Here is a 21683-nt window from a genome sequence, read left to right on the forward strand (position 1 = left end):
ATTATGCTTAATTGTCCGAACATCATATTACTTGGAAATCCAGGAAACTTATTTAATATAAACAACCACATCCACAAGGGGATGCGGTTTCTCGGAGGAGTAGATGTCAAAATACGATTTTCATTATTTTCAAGGGAGTACTCTTTCTGATCTGTTTGCTGAAGATATCACAGATGCATCTTATGGGTTTATTTTAAATTACCCTGCAACTGCCAGTTGGGCTGCTTACCCCAACCGGAAAAAATATTTTATTCAAGATGGCAGTAGTGAAGCCACCAAAACCTCCTTTGACAAGATTTGTCAGAAAGAACCTTGGAAAAATCTGGCTGTGTTAGGCGATCGCATTCCAGGAATTGTGCTTATTCCGCCGCCAAAGTCGCTGCTTGAATACTGGCAAGAGCATTTCGGCTTCAGCTACTCCAATAGGTCGATGATGGATCGCTTGACTTATCTGGATGATCTCAGTCAGAGCGAACGCTTTGACAAACTTATCACTCTATTTCCCTTTGATCACCTCAAACCTGAAAAACACGCTGTTGATCCAGACACTCATTACCGCTTACTCAGCAAAGTAACCCTAGCCGAATTGGGAGTGCAATGTCCAAAATACAAAAGCTACAATCTGCACCAAGTCAATATCGAAGACATTCAATTACCACAATACCCCTACTTAATTAAAACGTCCCACGGACTTTCAGGAGAAGGCACTTATATCATCAAAAGTCCCAGCGATTTGAACTACTGCCTTGAAGAAATTAGGAAATATCTTGATATTAAGTTGCTCGATACGATTATTGTTTCGGAGTTCGTCAAGAATGAAGTGCAGAATTACTGCGTACAGTTCTATGTCAATAAACTAGGAGAGATAACCCTCATCGGTACTACCAGCCAACTCGTCACTCCAGAAGGCAACTATTTAGGCGGACTGATTGACTACCGCAACACTGACATGAGCAAGTTCTTTGAGATGATTGCTAACGTTGGTCAGTATGCTCACAAACAGGGTTATTTCGGCATGATTGGCTTTGATGTGCTGGAAGATCAAGACGGACAATTGTATGCAATCGATGCCAATTTCCGAGTCAATGGCTCGACTCCGTTGTGCTTGCAGCGTAATACCCTACTGTCCCTTGGAAAGGGAGTAGCTAAATATTCCAGTGACTACCGCATGGAAGGAACATTGGATTCAATTTTAGTCACCTTAAAACCAGAACTAGATCGCAAGGATTTAATTATTCTGTCGGCTTTAGAGAAGATCAAATACGGAAAAATCAATACTGATATTTATGCGATCATTACTGGAGAAAATATTCAGGAAATGCAGCATATCGAGCGTAAATTACAGAGCAAGGGATTACAATGGCTTCCTTAAAAAGCACCAATATTGGCTTAGTAGTTTACAAGAAAATAGGGTAACTGAGGCAGCTGAATGAGTGAGTTGCAAATCGGTACTAGTGGTTGGGTTTATAAACATTGGATGGATATTTTCTATCCATCACATCTGCCTAGTGACCAGCAACTCTCATTTTATGCCCAACATTTTGCCACTGTTGAAATTAATTTTTCCTTTTATCGTTTGCCAGAACGGTCTGTGTTTGAAAATTGGCGCGAACAAACACCACCTAATTTTATTTTTGCCGTCAAAGGTAGCCGCTATCTTACCCACATGAAGAAGTTAAAAGACCCGATAGAACCGCTATCTCGTCTGATGGAACGTGCATCTGGATTGCAAGAAAAGCTCGGCCCTATTTTATTTCAATTTCCTCATACCTGGCATATTAATATTGAGCGTCTTCAGCCATTTTTGGAATTACTTCAAACTTACCCAAAACAAAGATTTACGGTTGAATTCCGCCACACAAGCTGGTTGGTTCCCCAAGTTTACAAACTATTGGAAAGTGCAGGTGTAGCCCTTTGCCTACCTGTAAGCCCAACAGTTCCTCTTGATGTCTGTTTAACTACTCATTGGACATATATCCGTATGCACAGTGAGCAATGGGATATTGGCTACAGCGATGAAGAGCTATCTACATGGGCCGAGCGTATCCGTTCATTTCTTACACAGGGGATTAACGTTTATGTGTACTTCAATAACGATCCGAATGGACATGCTATTCGTGATGCTCAGAAATTGTATATTTTGCTGGGATGTTGTTGAAATAAGTGTTACTCTGAACTTAATATTAGAGGCAGGTAAGGAAAGGCAACCCCTGCCCCTATTAATAGTTAAAAACTTATTCCTCAACTTCAATCAGATCAGTTGACTGCTTGATGGGAAACAGGACTCGCATTAACTGACCCACTGGTACTGAGCGCTGCTCTTGAACAAAAACCAAAAACACAAGTGCAGCCATTCGTAGTAAGCCTGAGAGAACAAACAGCCCCAGCAAACCTTCGATAAAAGGTAGAGTTGTTAGAAAGCTACCAAGAGTGATACCTATAGCTCCAGTTATACCAGCAACTGCACCTGCGATTGCAAAGTAACTAGATTGATAACGCACCGGTGATATTCCCATCATCAGATTGTTGGTACACAAATCAATTGCCGCCCACGTCCCGCCAGCTAGTATATGCAACAAAGGTAACCAGATCCAAAAAGAAATTTGATCGCTTCCAACTCCTAGCCACAGCAGAGGTGTCACCGCCACCAAAACTCCCACTAATAGTAGTAAAGGGCGATTCCCAATTCGGTCGGCTAGTTTTCCCCATAAAAGCAGCATTAACATGTTCGCACCAGTTCCTAAACCGTGATAAATCGTTACCACACTAATATCTATATCCAGATTATCCAGCATATAGAGGTTAAAGAAGGGAGCGCTGATGTTAACAGCAAAGCACCAAATACTCAAGTAAAGTACAAACTTGCAAAAATTAGCATCTTTGAGAAAGCTAAAATCTATCCCCTGAGACTGCGGTTGGGATGTATCTGAACCCGTGGCTTTTAAAAATTGCGGGTTTACATCGGTCATCCAGAACTGACACATTTGACTGATTAATCCCAGCAAAATTCCTAAAATCAAGACTGCACCATAGCCTTCAAGTGTTCCACCAGGCCAAACCGATACTGCTAAACCTAGCAACGGCACACCAACAAGGTTAGTCAAGCCGACAACACTATTGCGAAAACCGAAATATCGCCCCCGCAACCGTTGAGGTACTAACACAGCACACCACCCAAGCCAAGGCGCACGACCGAAAGCTTCAATGATATTACCTACCAAGAGAATTGCCAATGTCAACTGCACTACTTGGTATCCAGCCAGATGAGATGAAGTAACTAACACAATCGCTGGCAGAAGAATGAACCACACCAACCGCGATGGGATGAAAATACACAGGAAATACCAGCGAAAGCTGGTACTTCGGTTCACCAAATACGCTCCCAGTGGTTGCAGCAGATTCACAATCTGAGGGATAGCGGCCAGCAGACCAATTTCTACTGGCCCAGCACCTAACTCTAGCAAGAAATTACTGAGCAACGCACCGCCGATGACACTATAAAAAATCGTAGCAAAGAGACTCTCATAAGTTAGCGCTTTAAGGCTTTTGCGAATTTCTAGCTTAGAAATTCTCAAAAACAGTTTCGGAGTTGGAAAAAGTACCGTCTCCGTTAATGTCCTATCTTCTGAGACTTCTTGAATGGGGATAGGGGGAAGAGAACTAGCTTCTACTGAAATGTCATCTTCTTGGGATTGAACCATATTATCTAATCAATATTTAAAGAGTTAAATTGTTATAGCTACTATTAGCCACAATAAGTAAAACTTATATAATATTTCATCAATAAGCTTTAACGCATTGCAATTCCTTACTTGTCCGAAAGGCTAGGGCGTGTTCTCAAACTACTCATTTTTTTTAGATGTCCCTAAATCCAAGCCACTTGCTCTACTTGAGGAGACACCAGACGCTCGTTCCCCCTTGGCGTCTTCCCTTCTCCCAAAGGGAGAGGCTAGCGCCTGCTATAGGATGCCCGAACGCGAATTTATGTTGAGCGGAGTCGAAACACACCATCTCCTTTACTTTAGTAGAAGGGCTGTAGGGAGAAAACCGCAAGACCGCATCCCCTTGAAAAGACTTGATTCAGAGTCTTTTAAAGCCCCCCAATTTATCGGAGGGTTGGGGGGATCTAAAACTTTAAAAACACGCCCTACTTCATAGTAAGTATTGACTATAGATTACTTTCGCAGAGAAGACAGACATATAGCTGCGCTTGGGCTTCTAATCAAAAAAGCCAATTAATTGACATAAATTTAATTCTATCTATAGAGATTGCGCTAGAAACTTCCTTATATAAATATTTTTAGCAGATAATGAATATTTTGTGGAGAGAAAATAATTTATATTTCCCAAATTCACTCTTAAGAATTAATACCTTTGCAGAGGAATCTTAAAATTTAGCTGGCACTACTACACATAGACATAAATAATGCTGAATTATAACCAATAATCAGGATTGAGGTTTAAGTTGAACTTCTTTGAGTAATTTTACTAGATGACATGGAGATAGAATTTCCAAGATACGCTGTTTATTTATTTAACCTGCTAATATACAGCTATGCTAAATAACTAATATGAAACCAATTGCATAAGCCTTGAGGAAATTATTCATTGGAAATTTCTATCGTGAGGTATCATTGCTCATTCTACGGAATGTGCCACGATCGCAGTAAGTATGAATAATCAAAATTTTTTATGGCGCAGACGAAAATTAACGATATATCGGCAGATAGCTCCTTGCTTGATCCAGAAAAAGATTTACTAGGACATGCGAACTTTGCCAAGTATCTAGCGGACAGTATTTGTAAAATGACCTTTCCTGAAGGTTTCGTTATTGCAGTTTACGGTTCTTGGAACTCTGGCAAATCTACATTATTAAACTTTGTAGTTCACTATCTTCAGCAAAAGCCAGAGGAAAACAAACCAATCATCGTTCCTTTTAATCCCTGGTTATTCTCTGGACACGAAAATATCACAAGGCGCTTTTTTGAGCAATTACAAAACGTTTTAAGCAAAGAGTCATCCGTACCAAAAGGTTTGAAGGAGAGATTAGCTGATTTTGCCGCCATTATTTCAGACATTCCTCTACCTTATGCTCAAACTGGCAAGGCATTAGCAGCATTATTGGACGAGAAGAACAAGGACGCTGCCGAATTAAAAGAAGAAGTAGAAGATACGTTAGTACAGCAGCAACGGCGAATAGTTGTAACAATTGACGATATTGATCGGTTGGCTGCGGAAGATATCAAGCAGTTATTTCGTATTTTTAAGGCAATGCGAAATTTTACTAATCTTGTCTATCTTTTGGTTTTTGATAAAGAAATTGTAATGAGAACAGTTGCAGATACTAAAGAAATATCTGAAGAAGCATACTTAGAAAAAATTATTCAAGTGAGTTTTGAATTACCTATTCCTAATAAAACCTCACTTCGCAGGCTGCTTTTTGAAAAGCTGGATCATATATTTTCTCAAACACCAAAACAACAAATCAACCAAAGTCGCTGGGGTGATATTTACTTTCAAGGAATAGAACACTTTATTACTAACATCCGCGATATTACTCGTTTTATTAATACTTTAACGGTGACGTATCCAGCAGTAAAAGATGAAGTAAACCCTGTTGATTTCCTTGCCATTGAGTCTTTGCGAGTTTTTTGCCCAAAAATTTATAGTATAATCCATCAAAATCCTCATATTTTTGTAGGAGAGGTAAACCTTTCAATAGACGAACTCAAGAATCTTCTGAATACCTGGATTGCTCAACTGCGAGATGAAGACAAGCAGCCTATTAAAAACCTGCTAATGCACCTTTTTCCTAAGTTAAAATTCATTTTGGGTAATGCTTCTCTAGATGAAAAGCAAGAGTTGGAATGGCACGAACAGCTACGTGTGTGTAGTTTAGAAATATTTCCTATTTACTTTCGTCTGTCGTTATCAGCAGGTGAGTTGTCTAATATTCAGATAAAAATTATCCTTGGTTTGGTTGAAAATACAGACAAATTTAGAAATTATTTGATAGAACTTACTAAACAAAAACTTCCAAACGGCACAACGCAAGCCAGGGTGTTTATAGAACATTTAGAAAATTCCACTGAAGAAATTCCTGTGAATTACATCCCTTCAGTTGTAGAAGCATTGTTTGATGTAAGCGAACAATTGTTATCTCAGGATGATGAATCTAATAGCATTCTTGCTTTTAGTAATGAAGTTATTATTAGTCGTTGTATCTCGCAACTCTTGCGTCAAATTAATGAAACATCACGGTTTGAGTTGCTAAAAAAAGTAATTACCCAAGGGAGAGCGTTACCAATAATTAATCATGAAATTGCAATACTAAAAGAGCAACAAAGTCAATATGGTACAGATAAATCTGACTATGAAGAGAAATGGCTTGTGAATGCACAGCACCTTAAAGAACTAGAAGAAATGACTATCAGCATATAGGTAAAAACTGATACTAACTATAAACAATATAGAATCTGGATTTATTTATAGTGTTTCTTGGTTGCATACAATAAAGTGGGTTAAAAATAAATTTACTTCTTGGTGATAAAAATACTACTAGTAGATATATAAATATTCTATAACCCACGAAAGATTTAGATATCTTCAGCACTTTCTAATATCAGGGAATATACTTTAATCCTCCCATTGCACTCATGGAATCGTATGACGTTGTAATAATTGGCGCTGGTCATAATGGCTTAGTTTGTGCTGGCTACCTTCTGAAAGCTGGTTACAGCGTCCTGTTATTAGAAGGGCGATCGCTCCCCGGCGGCGGTTCTACAACTGAAGAACTTATGCCCGATGAAGCACCTGGTTTTAAATTTAGTCCTTGCGCGATTAACCATCTGTTTATTTTCTTAGGGCCAGTCATCCAAGAGTTGGAACTGCATAAGTACGGCTTGGAATATCTTAGCTGCGATCCAGTTGCCTTTTGCCCCCATCCAGATGGGAAGTACTTCTTAGCTCACAAATCGGTGGAAAAGACTTGTGCGTAAATTGCCCGTTACAGTCAGCGTGATGCTGAAAAATACGCTGAATATGCCGATTTTTGGCAGCGCTTTATCACAGGGATTGCTCCTTTCTTCAATGCACCACCTAAATCAATTGTTGATATTGCTGGTAATTACAATCTTAATAGTCTGCAAGACTTATTTTCCCTTCTAGGTGGCTCTAACACAACCCTTGATTTACTCCGTACCCTACTCAGCAGTGCCACAGATAATATTAACGAGTACTTCGATTCTGAGTTTGTCAAAGCACCTCTGGCTAGACTCTCAGCCGAACTGAGTTCCCCTCCCTCACAAAAAGCTATGTCCTTTGGGGCGATCGCGTAGGTGAGGCGCAGATAAGCGATCGCATCGCTGATCAAGATGTCAATGATGTCAATACAAGCAAAGCAGTAAGAGAGGCGCTGGCAGCAAGTACTTGGGGTAGCGTGTTAGTTGGTTTGAGTAGTCTGGCACTTCCTGGTTTAGGAGCTGTACTCGCAGCAGGTTCTGTAGGTGTAGCATTAGTTAATAGTGTTGCATGTGTTGCTGTGGGAGCCGCAGCAATCAGAATTTACTGAAGGCACTAGGCGATTTAGGTATACCCGAAGACAGAGCCAGAGTTTATAGCGATCGCCTCCAGCAGAGTTATTATTTGCTCATACTTGAAGGCTCAGAAGAAGAGATTCATCGCGTTGAACCAATATTACGCGATCGGGGTATTGAATATTGGGGCGTTTATGATTTCGCGCAGGCTTCAAATGGTAAAGAAAATTAGCACTTTGTTCATAACAAAAAGGTTTTTCACAGGTGTTGCTATATCTGTGCATTAAATCTAGAATTTTTAACGAATTCCTATAGCGATTATTGTGCAGATTATCTTAGGAAAAATAACGGAGTAAATCTGATGGGTACACAGCAGCATACCTGTGAAATCAGCCAACTCCTAAAAACATTTGATGCCTTAATTCAGCTATCCCAAGCTAGCTTTGACTATCAGTTAGTGCTGGCAGATATTTGGATAAAAGTTCAAAAAGACCTACCGCTAACGATTGCCGATTGGCTGAAGGCGTGAGAATAAAATATTCGCTTTCTCAAATGTTTGTATTTTAATATACAAAATTGTTTAATGTAATGTCCTTTCTTTGGGTGGACGACTATACCATTATTTACTTCTAAAGATTGATTTATTGCTGAAAATATTATTGTAAATTATTGTTAAGTAGATTAACTTTGTTTTTGAAATACACTGGATTTTGCAAAAGAAATCATTGAATTAAAAACAATTATTAGCAAGAGTATAAATAGGAATTTATTTAAAAAATTACTTATCATTTATTTTATTATTTTCAATTTTTAATTTACTAACGTGATGAGAAGTATGGAAGAAACTTATATTGTCTCAGCAGTATGCACACCGCTTGGTAGGTTTGGAGGTGTCTTAGCAGATTTGTCTCCAGTAGACTTAGGTGCGATCGCTATGCGTGCAGCCTTGGAACGAGCGGGAGTATCAGGAGAAGCTTTAGACTTGTATATTTTTGGTAATGTACTTAACGCCGGACATGGACAGTCATTACCTCGTCAAGCAGCTTTTAAAACTGGAATTCCGCAGAAGGTGAACGGATATGCAGTAAATATGGTGTGTTCATCGGGAATGATGAGTGCTATTAACAATGTTAGTGCAATTCGTTCTGGTGATGCTGAAATGGTACTTGCTGGAGGCATGGAATCTTCCCTATCATCTGTAACCTCTTCCCTAATACCCAATCCCTTTTAAGGAGTAACACTTATGCAATTAAAGCCAATCAATCAGCAGGTTGTTTCCGTCGTTGGAGCCTCCAGTGGTATCGGACGGATCACAGCTCTTGAGTTTGCTAGACGCGGGGCAAAAGTGGTAGTCTCCGCTCGCGGTGAGTTAAAGCTAAAGTCTTTAGTGGAGGAGATTCGCAGCTTTGGCGGCGAGGCAACTTATTACGTAGCTGATGTGGAAGTATTTGACCAAGTAAAGGCGATCGCAGATAAAACTGTGGAAGTCTACGGGCGGCTCGATACATGGGTACATGTCCCTGCTATCGGCATCTTTGCCACTTTCGACAATACAACACCAGAAGAGTTTAAGCATGTCATTGATGTCGATCTCATGGGACAGGTGTATGGTGCAATGGCGGCACTACCCCATCTGAAGCGTGAGGGACGGGGGGCATTGATCCATGTCTCTTCAATGGAAGGTAGGCGATCGCTCCCCTATCAAAGTGCTTACTCGGCAGCCAAGCACGGGGTCGAGGGCTTTATCGAAGCCATGCGCCTTGAGTTGCAACATGAAAAATGGCCTATCAGTGTCACAAGTGTGAAGCCAGCAGTGATTAACACTCCCTTCTGGAACAATGGTCTGACGAAATTGGGCGTAAAGCCTACCGGGATACCACCTTACTACGAGCCTAAACTTGTAGCTGATGCTATCCTCTATACAGCCGAACATCGAACTCGTGACTTTTTGGTTGGGGATATAGCTAAAATATTAGATTTGCTACAGCGCGTCTCACCATCATTAGTAGATTCACTGTTACTGCTCGTCGGCTTCAATTTACTACATACTTCTGAGCCTAAGTCTGAAGATGCATCAAATAATTTTTACCAACCTGTTGCTGAAGACGACAGAGTTAACGGAGATTATGGTCACTTAGTTATACCTAGTGTTTCCGACTGGCTAGATAAAAATCCGGTTCTCCAGTGGGGTGCGATCGCTGGTACAGCAGCTTTGGTGTTCCTAGTAGCTCAAGTATTCAAAGAGCAAGGATAAAGGGGCTTCCAATTAAAAAAAGATCCCATCCCTGCGGGACGCTACGCGAACGCTTTGATGGCAGGGGAGCAGGGGGCAGGGGGCAAGGAGAGGTAAGAGGGTTATTGTTCAGTAATTAATTCTTCTCTCAAGAACAGCTTCTCTTCTCCCCTTGCCAGTATTGAGGATCAAGCCTTAGCAGAACGAAGTACACTAATAAAGTTTTGAGCATAATTCTGCGTTGAGAAATCGAGGGCGCGTTGTCTGGCAGCTACTCCGGCACTTTGGGCAAATTCTTGCTCGTCAAGATAGCGGAGAATTGCGATCGCTAATTTCTCTGCATCACCATAAGGTGTTAATAATCCATTCATGCCATCAGTAATAATCTCCGTCGGGCCGCCTGCATTACCAGCAATCACAGGTTTACCCAGCGCCATCGCCTCAATAATCACAATTCCAAACGGCTCTTTATCTGATGCATGGACGAATACATCCATTGCCTGCACCCACTCCGGGATATTACGCTGTAGCCCAGCCATAATTACTTGCTTTTTCAAGCCCAAGGTTGCAATTTCTGCTTTTAAGAAGTCCTCATAATCCGGTTCTAAATCGTGCTTACCGCCAACCACTACACAATGGGCATCAGGATACTTCTGTAAAATTTTGGGCATCGCTTGCACCAGTACGTGCATTCCCTTCCATCGTTGCAATCGTCCAACAATTCCAATCAACGGCCCGTGTAAAGGTAAGCCCAGTTTTCGCCGTGCTTCTTCTGGAGTTGGCAAAGCATTAGGCTCAAATCGGTCTAGTGCAACACCAGGATAAACCAAAGGTGTTGGTCTGTGGGGCCAAATCTCTGCCTGTGCTTGCTTGCCATCTTGGGAGAGAGTGATAATTGCACGGGCTGGGATTAAAGTAGCGATTCGTACCAACCAAGTTTTGTCACTAGGTACTTCTAGCTGATACCATACAGCAGGTAAACCTGCCAGCATCGCCGCCAAACCTCCAGATATATGCGTGATCCACATCCAATTGACAATTATATCTGCACGTTCGCGGCGGGCGATCGCAGCTATCCGAAAAACGGCAGCAATAAAACGGTGGATTTGGCGTAAACGTCCACTTTCTACAACTCGCGCATCAATGCCAAGGGACTTTACTTGCTCAACCATCGGGCCGTCTTCTAAAAATATCACCAGCCAATCAACACCAGCATTACGCCCTTGCTGCACCAAATCCCAAAGCATCATTTCACCGCCACCTCGTTGCTCGGCTAGTGGCATTACAATAATTGCTTTCATAATCTATATCAATCCTATTTAAGTTGTAAGATTTTGTTTTTTAACTAACGACAAAATATAATTCGCATCCAGTCAAATATTTCCGTATTTATTCATAATTCTTTTGATGTTGATAGTATTTATGTCCTGCCATAGCCATAGCTAAAAATCCCCAAAGAATCATCCCTGCCACACTTAACATGCCGCTACCAATAATTAGCTGTGCAGAAGAACTGATACCAATAGCGCGGGCAGCACTGATAAAACTATCGAAACGACCTTCCCCATAGCTGCTGACACTAATAATTAAGAAAATTAATCCACCCATATAAAAGATAGCTCCAAACCAACCAAGGGTGAAAAACATATCTAAAATGCCACTATCAATTACCACTACTTCAATTTGACCAGTTTTTTCATTAACTTTCCAAATATTTCCTAACCCATTACCTAAACCATTAGAAAGGGCTAAACCAAGGTTTTTGTCATAACTTCCCGATCTATCTTTAAAACTGTTATCTTCTTCAAGATTAGAAAAAGTTTGTAAACGGGCTGCTACAACCCCAGCAATTGGCTCGATGGTTGTCAATGGCACAACACAAATTGCCATCACCACAATTATGATGATTAAGCGCATTTGAATCCGGGTTTTGACTGAACCCACGATCATAATTATTCCTAATAGCCAGCCCCCCCAATTAGTACGTGCTTGTGTCAACAGGAAGGACAAGTAACCAACAACTGAAGCAGGAAAAATTAAGTTTCCTGAACTGGTAAATAACAACAGCAACCCAGCTTGCATAACGGAACCAAAGGGGCCGACTGAGTGCAATGTACTCCAGACGCGCATTCCGAAAGGTACAGGGTTTCCAGAACTCATAAATAGTTTTGATTGTATGAGCCAGTACCTATCCCACTCAGGAGCAACGACGAATTGATATACGCCATAAGCTCCTAAAATTAACACAGACCAGAGAAATGTTCGCTGAATATTCTGGCGATAACTGGGATAATCTCGCCAGTTTATAAATAAGTGAAAAGCGAAAATAATCGGACTGAGCCAATCCATCAGCCCGCGTGCTACAGGGATTGGTGGGTTATAAATCAGACCGATTAAAAAGCCATAGAAGACTCCAATAAAAGCCAAAACAAACGGTAAGCCCCCTTGAGGTAAGGCGCGGGGAAAGTGTCGTAAGAATGTTGCGATGGTGACAAACACTACCAAATAGGGTGCTATGAGCATCTGACGGGTAGCGTCCCAGCCCACCCGATAGTCAACTAAGCGGGTAGCTAAGGGCGTGAGAAACCAGATCCACCAGGTAAAGCTGATGTAGAGAATGGGATGCCGCAAGTATAAAAATATAGCTACTACTAAAGCCATCACCGGATAAATTAGGCGCAATGCAGCAGTAGCACCAGCAAAATAGCAAGCTACAGTCAGTAATATAAAGCCTGCGATCACCATCCAACCCTGTTGCGATCGCTCTTCAGGAGAATAGGTTTCTTGTAAAAAACTATTGAAAAGTATCTGTCTAGAATTCATTTAAATTTAGATTTTAGATTTTAGATTTTGGATTACTGGCTCTCTGGAGACAGCAGCCCACCCGTCTTAATTCCCAGGTTCTAACTGGGAACTAAAACTAAGAAGAAATTGAATTCATTTTGAATTTTGAATTTTGAATTGTTTATATCCTTGCCAACGTCCACGCCAGGATGCAAGCAATTTTTTACCTGCCAACTGTCCTTGGCTAGGTAAAAATCTCAGCCATTGGACGAAACCCAAGCTATCGCATGTACCTACAACTACTGCCCAGAATAAAAATACAATCCGGCGGATAAATGGCAAATGCTCTAATAAAATTAAGGTTTCATTATGGACTAAATTAATAAAGGCAATTTCATTAAAATTATTTCGCTGATCTTCATCAAAACGTTGTGCTGGATAGTGATCTACAGCAACATTAGGGTCATAAATTATCTTCCAACCAGCCCGTTTTAATGTCAGAGTGAATGCCATTTCAAAATGTACCTGCGCTCCTGTACCGCGCATCCGCTCGTCAAAGCGCAATTGTCCGATTGCTTGGGTACGAAAACTCATGTTTACGCCCTTGAGAATATCGACTTCACGGGGTTCTCCCACTCCCAGGTGATGGTTGCCAATCACTCGCCCAAACCATTGCAACTGTCCCACTACTGGGCGGGATTCGTCTTCTAATTTGCTGCCGTGGTATATCCAATCACGCCCGCCAAGTCCGCCGAGGCAGCTATCACAGGTAAAGTAAGCGGCGATGCGCTCTAACCAATCTGGGTGAGGTGCAGCATCATCATCAGTAATGGAAACAATATCACCTTCCACTGCTGCTAGTCCGGCGTTGAGAGCTGCTACTACCCCCGGTTGTGTGACTTTCACAGTATGCAATGGCAGATTGGGCGCGTTTAATTGCGCTAGAAATTCCCAAGTTTCTGCATCCGTATCGCGGACAACCACTATCACCTGATCAACCGATTTAGTTTGCTCCTGTAGCGCCAAAAGGCAGCGTGATAGGTCTTGTGGACGGCGATAAGTCGGTATCAGAACGGTGTTCCGCATTCTTGCTTAACTCCTCGAATAGATCCACATAAGTTTGTGCCATAATAGTCCAGCTATGTTGTTCTGCCACAAAGCGAGCTGCTTTGCCCATTTGCTGCATCAACGGGCGATCGCTCACCAAGGAAATCAACGCCACAGCCAAAGCATCAATATCATCTGAGTCGGATAAGACTATGCCACATTCTGGTGTCACCAACTCTCCGCCCCCGGTGGCTGTGGCAGTAATTACTGGCAGTCCTGAAGAAAGTGCTTCTAACAATACGAGGCTGCAAGCTTCGTATCGGGAAGGAAAAACAAATAAATCTACTGCTTGCATAATTTGGGGGATATCACGGCGAAATCCTACAAAATGCACGCGATCGCTTAACCCTAAAGATGCTGCTAATTCTGGGAAAGGGCTACCTTGGGTGTGTCCCACCACCACCAAATGTAAATCGGGAACTTTCGCTAAGGCGTGCAGCACCGTATCTAAGTTCTTTCTGGGTGTACGGATATCTCCAGCGAACAGTGCTAGGGTGACATTCTCCGGTAAACCTAATTTTTGGCAATTGCTTGGGCCAGGAGCAAACTCTTCTAAATCAACACCATTGATAATTACGCGAATGCGAGAACGCGGCACACCAATGTTAACTAATTCCTGCGCTACCTTTTCGGATACCGCTACGACAACCTGCGCTTTTTGGAAAGCCTGTTTTTCCCAACGGGCATTAAAAGCCGTAAATAGCCATTGATAGAAACCATACAAATCTCGGCGGTTGCGGGAAATATGAACAGGCGATCGCAACCATGAACTATGGACAAAATGTACAGCATTCACATCAGCCGCAGCCAGATTAATTGCTCCATTGACTTTAACTAAATCAATTTTAGAGCGATGTTGACGTAACCAATCTGCGCTTTTTTGAGCAAATATGAAATTCCGCACAAATTCTGTGGGATAGTCTTTGACTGGAATTCTAATCCAATTAACTTGACCATTATCTTCTAGTTCTGGTGCAACTTCACTGGCTAATAATGTCAGGTTATGACCACGACGAATTGCTTCTTGAGCTACTTCGTAATTTACCCGCCCCTGACCATCACCTTTTTTGATTTTATGAGTAACAATACAGAGCTTCATCTATCACCTTCCTTAATAATAAAACCTCACAGAGAGGCGCAAAGAGACAATTTAAAATAATCTTTCTCTTTGCGTCCTTTGCGTCTTTTGTGTCCTACCCTGCGGGAAGCCCTGACGCTCCTTTGTCGCTAACGCTACGCTATCGGGTTCGGGGGTGACTAACGTCGCTAACGCTGCGCTAACGCAATCGACGGGAACCGCCTTCGCGCAGCGTCTCGTAGAGAAGACTGCGACCCCCTCACCGCTTTGCGTCTATGCGGTTCGTTAAAAAATATGTTACAAAACTCAGACAGAATTGCTCTACTATTTAGAGATTTCTATTAATTTGTCTGCGAAAAAACGCGGAGTAAAACTAAGACTTAGCGCCGCTAAAGTTCGCACATCAAATTTTTGTTTATTCAACGCCTGCCAAAAATAAGGACGTGCTGCGGCTATCTGTTCACTTCGTAGTAAACCAATTCCTAAAGTGGTATTAGCTTCTAACCATTTCTGTTGAAAGTAAGTCTTAAATTCTTGTAAACGAGCGTCTTCCATAAAGACTTGATAACAAAACATTTCGCTTTTAGCTTTGCGGATTTTTGCCTGCATATCTCGACTCCCACTGAGCATAGTGTCAGTTTGCTCATGGGCACGATATCGCGTCAATCTTTCTGGATAATAGTAAGCACCATAACCAGATATACAACAGAGATAAGTTAAATATAAATCCCACATTCCGCCAACTTCTGAGGGCATACTATCCCAATCGATAATATTATTACGAATCACACAAGATGCAGCAGTAGGTATGCTTTTATCTACCAATCCAATTTTGTAAAAAGGTTGATGAATTCCTTTTGCTAGTTTGTCTCGCTTATAACCGCGTGTATTTTCTTCAGTTCCAGCATTATTAATTATGCTATCTGCATCTATGATATATTGATCGCAAAAAGCGAGAATTAACTCAGAATTTGCTTCTAGAGCTGGTAGTAGCTTTGCTAAAAAATCTTCATTCCAGATATCATCATCATGAAGACTAGCAACATATTTACCTTGCGCCATCTTGAAGCCATGCTGCTGATTAGCAATCATACCCACATTTTGCTGATGTCGCCAAAATCTAATGCGTGAATCACCAAAAGATGCCACAAGTTCTTGGGGATTTTCTGGACTACAATTATCAGAAACAATAATTTCGATATTTTGATAAGTTTGTTTAACAGCGCTAGCGATCGCTTGCTTGAGATACTCTGGTCTATTATAGGTGGGGATAATAACGCTAACTAAAGGCTGTTGATATTCTTGAGACGATGACATAGTTTGTTCCTTTATATTTCATAGGTAAAAGATGGACAATTTGCTATACCAAACTAAGCTTATTTCACTTGAGGAATGCTATATATTTTTTTCGCTCTAGAAGGAAATTCAGCTATTGTTTTTGCATAAATTGTTTGGAGATTATTTACATGAGCATTCATGGTAAATTCTTTCATTAATAAAGCATGACCTTGTTCGCCCATATTTCGGCTTTTTTGATAATCTCCATACAAATCATGAATAGCATCAGCCAGCTTTTTGATATCATTGCCTGGAACAAGAATACCCGTTTCTCCATCTCGTAAATGTTCTGGAATCCCACCGACTGCACTACCGATCACAGGTCGATAACGAGAGTATGCTTCTAGAGTTACAAGACCCGCGGGTTCAGGCCAAACGCTAGGAAAGATGACTGCAAAACACTGTTCGTAAAGGTTATTTAATGTGTTGCGATCGCACCAACCATGCCAAGTAATTCGGTCACTTAATCCGAGTGTATTTGCTAACCTTTCTAATCGTGGTCGTTCCCAGCCTTCACCTGCAATATCAAGTTTAATCTGCGGATTAGTATGTATTAAGGTTTTAAGTAACCATTCCAAACCTTTGTCAGAAACAATGCGACCAACAAACAAAATTCTATGATTTTGATGGATATCTAAACTTAAGGGTGCAGTTGTTATTTTTGGTATAGAAATACCACAGTGTAACGTTACAATCTTCTCAGAGTTTACACCGTTTTTAATCAACTCTTGACGCACGTATTCGCTATTAGCAACAAAAGTTATTTTTACCTTTTTTAAGGCATCTAATAACTGATGAGTAATTTGAAGTTCTTTAAGAGTTCTTAACGGTTTACGGGTACCACATTTATCTGCTAATTTACCCCAGGTACAACCTAAGTAAGAGAAGTTGCGATCGCAGATTGTTCGCTGCCCAGCTAAATACTTCGTGCCACTAGGACAGTACAATGAGTGATTATGAACGCTGAAAACCGTAGGACACTCGCCTGTAAGCTGCAAAAGTAAATCTGGGCTGTGGAGGTGCAGCAACTTAAATTGGCTTTGGTCAACATTATTAAGCGATCTGATCACGCGATCGCTAACTTCAGGTGGTCGATGTTCAAACAGAGAAGCTAAATAAGTTTCAACACCTCCACCCTCACCTACATCAAAATTGGAGCATTGATAAATCAGGTCTTTTTCAAAAATACCCCTGTGCAATTGTTCATCATTTCGCTTGGCATCATTGATTGAGTTAAGCATTAACCACCATTTTTTTACGTTCTTACTAATTGCATTCCTCATCTAAATAGAGGCTTAAGTTCATCAACTTATATGCCAACGTTAAACCAGAATTTGTGTCTTACATCACTCACATAATGCCTGAGAGCAATGTTTTTACTTGCAGATTTATCTGGATAGATAAACTGATCTTCTACATTGAGAACATATTTTTTTGTGCATAAAGGCTCACCATGATTGTAGTGCATTGTCAAATGAACAACTGTTTGTTCGGTAAAATAAGTAGGAGCTTCTTGAAGATTTGCTAAACGTTCAATAGCAAAACTCCAGTCAAAATCATGCCTAAATAATATAAAACCACCATTTACTGGATTTGATTTATCAGAATCATCATAAATAATTCGCTCATCTAGTGACATAGAACAATCAGGTAGATAAAGAGAATATTTATCGTCCGATTTACTCAAATCAATTAAGTCAATCCCGCCGGGGAAAAACAAAATATCTGAATCAGTGTAAATCGTAGTTCCATTAACAGGAATTGACATTAATGCCGACAATTTTCTGCCCATTGGATGCAGTTGGGCATAATCAAGAACACATTGAGGTAAATCCGTTCTTAGGAAGTTTTGTAAAAGTATTACCTTAACGCAAGGATGGACGCGGCGGAGTAAATTACAACTAGACTCAGTGTAACTGCCATCAGAAACTATAGTAAATGTATCTGGAATGCCGACATGACGAATGAATGAGCGAATACTTGCTACTTGTTCTGGTAAATCGCGTTCACATGATAAGGCATAGACACTTACCGGAACTTGTCGAGTTTGTTTTATCGGGATGCTAACAATTTGAGAAAGGGCTGCTTTATATAGGGAGCGATTAAATTTACCCTGAATTTTAGCCGTGTGATAGCCTAGATTTACCATTTATTTTTCCTAGTTATATAAATAATTGAGTAGGGAATGAATTCGTAATTTATATTTTGTAAATTACGAATTACGAATTACGTAAAGCTTGTGGCATAGCTTTGCTTAGAGCGTAGCGGGGCGTAGCCCATTACGAATTACGAATTATAGTATTGCATCTGGTGATATTCCCAAAGCTTACCTTTACGTCCGAGTAATTCTTGATATTTGCCCTGTTCTACTATCCGCCCTGCTTCCAACACTACGACTTTATCGGCTTTAGCAATAGTAGAAAGACGGTGAGCGATCGCAATTACTGTTCTACCAACAGATAGCTTTTCTAATGAATCTTGAATCAAGCGCTCGGATACAGAATCTAAGGCACTAGTTGCTTCATCCAAAATCAAAATTTCTGGGTTCCTTAGTAGAGCCCGTGCGATAGCAATTCGCTGTCTTTGTCCTCCAGATAATCTAACACCCCGATCTCCCAATTGGGTATTAAAACCTTCGGGCATTTCTAAAATAAATTCCAGTGCATTGGCTAGTTTAGCAGCTTCTTGAATTTGCTCATTAGTGGCTTGGGGAGTACCATAAGCAATATTTTGCCAAACATCAGTATTGAAGATAAAAGTATCCTGACTGACGACAGCTATTTGACGACGGAAAGAGTTAATTTCAAACAGTCGGATATCAAGTTCATCGATATAAATATTTCCTTCTGTAGCATTGTAAAATCGGGGAATTAAATCAGCAAGAGTTGTTTTTCCAGCACCAGATGCTCCAACTAATGCAGTCATTTTCCCCTTTTCAATGGTTAGAGTAATATTATGCAGCACTATATTTTTGTCATCGTAGCCAAAATCTACAGATACTAAATTTATTGCCCTTTCTAAAGCTTTAAACTTAAGTGTTCCATCCTGAAAATAATTTTTATCATCACTTTTTAGCAAATTTTTAATGTTGTCTGCCGAGCCATGTAGAGTATTGAGGAATGCTCGTGTGCCATTAATATCTTGAACAAACGGGATGAAGCGAAATAGCACAAAGAAAAATGTTAGCAAAGAAGCAACTTGTAGCGTTCCATTGCTCACCAGGCTAGTGAATGCCAAAATAATCATTCCGACCAACACCGTAGTAGCTACCCCTTCGGCAATTGGCTTGACAAGTGTCCAAGTGAATACAACTTTAGTTGTAGTACTTACTACCTTGTCACTAGCTTTGTAGTAACGCCGGCGCTCAAATTCTTGAGTACCACAGGAATGAACCGTGCGAATGCCATTAATAAATTCTATGGCTGTTGATGTAAAATTAGCATTAGCAGTTGTCATGCCAAAACTTGATTCTCTGACTCTGGCATTCAGATTAGATAACCCTACACCTAAAAGTGTAAAAAGTAATGCTGAAATCACAGTCAGTTGCCATGATATCAAAAACATTGAGATTAAGTAGACAAGAGTTGTGATTCCCCTAGTCACTAAAAAGGCTGCGCCACTAAAACCTTGTCTTATCCTTTCAATTTCTGTGGTTATTGTGTTAATTAGTTCACCAGAACGAGTTTTGGCAAAGTAACCTAACGATAAGGATTGTAACTGTTCAAAAATTTGCTTACGTAAGCGATCGCCAAAATGCAGTTGAGATAATTCAGTATAGACTTGTCCAAAATAATTGAAGGCAACACGTAACCAAGTACTCAATAAAATCAGCGAAGATACTCGGTATAGGCGATTAATTGCCGATGTATTCGCCCCCAATACTAAATTATCAAACCATTCTATTCCTGTTTGGACAGGTTTAGCGTCGGGACTAGTTAAGCTTTGCAAAAATGTCAGTAAAAAACCAATACTTACACCTTCAAAAGTTGCCGCCAGAATTGAGAATATCAGAGCTAAAATTACAATCTTGCGAAAGTGTTTAAATTCTCGCAATATCAAATAGTTATCCTGCCAGAAGCTAGAAGCTTTAAGCAAACTACGAAGTTTATCAGGAAGTTGGAAATGCATGGATTTTATAATAATAGTTTGGCAAGGTAGATAGACCGGTATAGATGCTACGCAACCAATTTTTGCTTTAGCCTCAGTGCGGTAGATGAAACCATCAATTACCGCACAGATAAATTACAGTGTTTGGCTATCTAGATGTAACAGGTGAGACTGTGCTTCTACTTCCCACGAAGCTTTAATTTCTGGTAATTTATTTAGCTGTACTGCATCTTCTAAAGTCCAACAACGAGATCCGGTTAAACTCATGTCACCCCGCAGCACGTTAAATAACTGGGGCAAATTATTGAGACTGGATTTACCCATCCAACGCCCTAACGGTGTGGTGTTTTGCGTGCGAAACCTCATTGCCCGAAACAATTTACCCCGTTCTCCAACACGCCACTCACGACAAAAAACTGACCCTGGCGAGTAAACCTGCATTAACACAACCAATCCCAACATGACTGGACTTACTAATAGCAGCAACACCAAAGCAGCAATCCAATCAATGAGTCGCTGTACTTGTCTGAAGGGTTGGTTAGGCAGTTTATTGCTAGCGGATATGCTTAGGAATATTGGTTTTTGAGCTTCTTCACATGCATCTGCCCAAAATCTGAGCAAAGCCTCACCCAGTTTGGGATCTATGCTTACCAAACTTACCGGAGAATGTTCTAAGCATTCTACTAGCGATCGCTTACTATTTAATGAAGGCAAATATGGTTGTTTAACTCGTCCAAGCGGCTTCACTAACAGCTTACCCCGTCGCCATTGGAGTGTGCAGTACCCATGATTATCTTGGTGTTCCTGGGTTACATCATATAAATTCTCTAGAGTTGGAATTATTGAAGTTGTCATAATGTCTTTGGGTTTATACAGGAGTGAATTGCTGAGGCGTTATCAAAGGCTATTAATGCCAAAGACCCAAATCCGAATCTTGTGTCAGTCCAAAAAGTTGGAGATAATTGAGGGCAAAATATGTTATTGCTATTTGCCACTCAGAATTCTGCTGGTGTAGAGGTGTACAAATCAACGTTACTATCAATATTCATGAGCAATCAGTATTTTCCGGTAACTACTGACAGTAGAAAAGTGTAGAGGCAAATTACCCATGAATCTATATCGATGTTTAATTGCACCGAGATGTTTATTGTATCGATATATTTAACAAAACCAGTCCCCTGTTATCTTCTAGCCTTTATGAAGGTGCTTTAATCTCTAGAATATAAGAGTATGTAGAAATAGCGATCGCTCAAATAAATTCTTTATTTACTCTTTAAAGAGCCAGTGATTTCTCTGATAACCCATAAAGATAGCATAAATATACTGAAATTTTCCTGAGCGCAATAAAATTAAATTTTGTTTATAAAAAACGTAGGGTAGCACAGCTGTGCCACCCTACGTGTTGTATTTAATATGAATAGATCCTGACTTTTCACGGTATTTGGAAAACCTTACTTCTATTTCTCTCTCCTAAAAGGAGAGAGACTTTGAATTTTCCCCC

The 21683-nt window shown here is 40.6% G+C and carries 17 protein-coding genes and 1 pseudogene; 8 read left to right on the top strand and 10 right to left on the bottom strand.

Annotation, left to right across the window (positions count from 1 at the left end; translation table 11 throughout):
* The first annotated feature begins 103 nt into the window (after positions 1-103).
* Together ACFE90_RS06340 and ACFE90_RS06345 are read left to right on the top strand one after the other, a co-directional pair.
* Positions 104-1372 carry an ATP-grasp domain-containing protein gene (locus ACFE90_RS06340; RefSeq protein WP_375498777.1) on the top strand — a complete coding sequence of 423 codons (1269 nt, stop codon included), beginning with the start codon at positions 104-106 and terminating at the stop codon, positions 1370-1372.
* A gap of 57 nt (positions 1373-1429) precedes the next feature.
* The gene (locus ACFE90_RS06345) at positions 1430-2158 is read left to right on the top strand and encodes a DUF72 domain-containing protein (RefSeq protein ID WP_375498779.1); all 729 of its coding nucleotides are present in this window, start codon (positions 1430-1432) and stop codon (positions 2156-2158) included.
* A 76-nt stretch (positions 2159-2234) separates the two neighbouring features.
* Here the strand turns inward: ACFE90_RS06345 and ACFE90_RS06350 are convergent, their stop codons facing one another.
* Positions 2235-3701, bottom strand: coding sequence for an MFS transporter (locus ACFE90_RS06350; protein ID WP_375498781.1), 1467 nt, complete (start codon positions 3699-3701; stop codon positions 2235-2237).
* Positions 3702-4734: 1033 nt separating this feature from the next.
* Between ACFE90_RS06350 and ACFE90_RS06355 the strand changes: the two genes are divergently transcribed.
* The 6 genes and pseudogenes from ACFE90_RS06355 to ACFE90_RS06380 all read left to right on the top strand — a co-directional run bounded on the left by ACFE90_RS06355 (position 4735) and on the right by ACFE90_RS06380 (position 9789).
* Positions 4735-6441 (top strand): KAP family NTPase, encoded by a 1707-nt coding sequence (locus ACFE90_RS06355; RefSeq protein WP_375498783.1) that lies wholly within the window; start codon positions 4735-4737, stop codon positions 6439-6441.
* Between the two features lie 215 nt (positions 6442-6656).
* Positions 6657-7331 (top strand): annotated as a pseudogene (locus ACFE90_RS06360) (phytoene desaturase family protein); the annotation flags it as partial.
* Positions 7332-7530: 199 nt separating this feature from the next.
* The gene (locus ACFE90_RS06365; protein ID WP_375498785.1) at positions 7531-7767 is read left to right on the top strand and encodes a hypothetical protein; all 237 of its coding nucleotides are present in this window, start codon (positions 7531-7533) and stop codon (positions 7765-7767) included.
* 129 nt (positions 7768-7896) lie between these two features.
* The gene (locus ACFE90_RS06370; RefSeq protein WP_375498787.1) at positions 7897-8064 is read left to right on the top strand and encodes a hypothetical protein; all 168 of its coding nucleotides are present in this window, start codon (positions 7897-7899) and stop codon (positions 8062-8064) included.
* 306 nt (positions 8065-8370) lie between these two features.
* The gene (locus tag ACFE90_RS06375; protein WP_375498789.1) at positions 8371-8766 is read left to right on the top strand and encodes a beta-ketoacyl synthase N-terminal-like domain-containing protein; all 396 of its coding nucleotides are present in this window, start codon (positions 8371-8373) and stop codon (positions 8764-8766) included.
* A gap of 12 nt (positions 8767-8778) precedes the next feature.
* On the top strand, positions 8779-9789 hold the full coding sequence (locus ACFE90_RS06380; protein ID WP_375498791.1) for an SDR family oxidoreductase: 1011 nt from the start codon (positions 8779-8781) through the stop codon (positions 9787-9789).
* Positions 9790-9956: 167 nt separating this feature from the next.
* Here ACFE90_RS06380 and ACFE90_RS06385 read toward each other — a convergent pair whose 3' ends face one another.
* The 9 genes from ACFE90_RS06385 to hepC form a co-directional block, all read right to left on the bottom strand.
* The gene (locus ACFE90_RS06385) at positions 9957-11069 is read right to left on the bottom strand and encodes a glycosyltransferase family 4 protein (RefSeq protein WP_375498793.1); all 1113 of its coding nucleotides are present in this window, start codon (positions 11067-11069) and stop codon (positions 9957-9959) included.
* Positions 11070-11157: 88 nt separating this feature from the next.
* On the bottom strand, positions 11158-12591 hold the full coding sequence (locus ACFE90_RS06390; RefSeq protein ID WP_375498795.1) for an O-antigen ligase domain-containing protein: 1434 nt from the start codon (positions 12589-12591) through the stop codon (positions 11158-11160).
* A gap of 114 nt (positions 12592-12705) precedes the next feature.
* Entirely contained in the window at positions 12706-13638 is a 933-nt protein-coding gene (locus ACFE90_RS06395; protein ID WP_375498797.1) for a glycosyltransferase family 2 protein, read from the bottom strand.
* The gene (locus ACFE90_RS06400) at positions 13556-14758 is read right to left on the bottom strand and encodes a glycosyltransferase family 4 protein (protein ID WP_375498799.1); all 1203 of its coding nucleotides are present in this window, start codon (positions 14756-14758) and stop codon (positions 13556-13558) included. Before ACFE90_RS06400 ends, ACFE90_RS06395 begins: the two co-directional genes overlap by 83 nt.
* 303 nt (positions 14759-15061) lie before the next feature.
* A complete protein-coding gene (locus tag ACFE90_RS06405; protein ID WP_375498801.1) occupies positions 15062-16054 on the bottom strand; it encodes a glycosyltransferase family 2 protein in 993 nt (330 codons plus the stop codon).
* A 59-nt stretch (positions 16055-16113) separates the two neighbouring features.
* Positions 16114-17316: a glycosyltransferase family 4 protein gene (locus ACFE90_RS06410; protein ID WP_375498803.1), complete on the bottom strand. Its 1203-nt coding sequence runs from the start codon at positions 17314-17316 to the stop codon at positions 16114-16116.
* Between the two features lie 68 nt (positions 17317-17384).
* Positions 17385-18224, bottom strand: a complete 840-nt coding sequence (locus ACFE90_RS06415) for a hypothetical protein (protein WP_375498805.1) — start codon at positions 18222-18224, stop codon at positions 17385-17387.
* 137 nt (positions 18225-18361) lie between these two features.
* On the bottom strand, positions 18362-20203 hold the full coding sequence (gene hepA, locus ACFE90_RS06420) for a heterocyst formation ABC transporter subunit HepA (RefSeq protein WP_375498807.1): 1842 nt from the start codon (positions 20201-20203) through the stop codon (positions 18362-18364).
* Positions 20204-20317: 114 nt separating this feature from the next.
* Positions 20318-21037: a heterocyst development glycosyltransferase HepC gene (hepC, locus tag ACFE90_RS06425; RefSeq protein ID WP_375498809.1), complete on the bottom strand. Its 720-nt coding sequence runs from the start codon at positions 21035-21037 to the stop codon at positions 20318-20320.
* Positions 21038-21683 lie beyond the last annotated feature (646 nt).

The organism is uncultured Nostoc sp. (genome assembly GCF_964245445.1).
In the GTDB taxonomy this organism is placed as follows: Bacteria; Cyanobacteriota; Cyanobacteriia; order Cyanobacteriales; family Nostocaceae; genus Nostoc.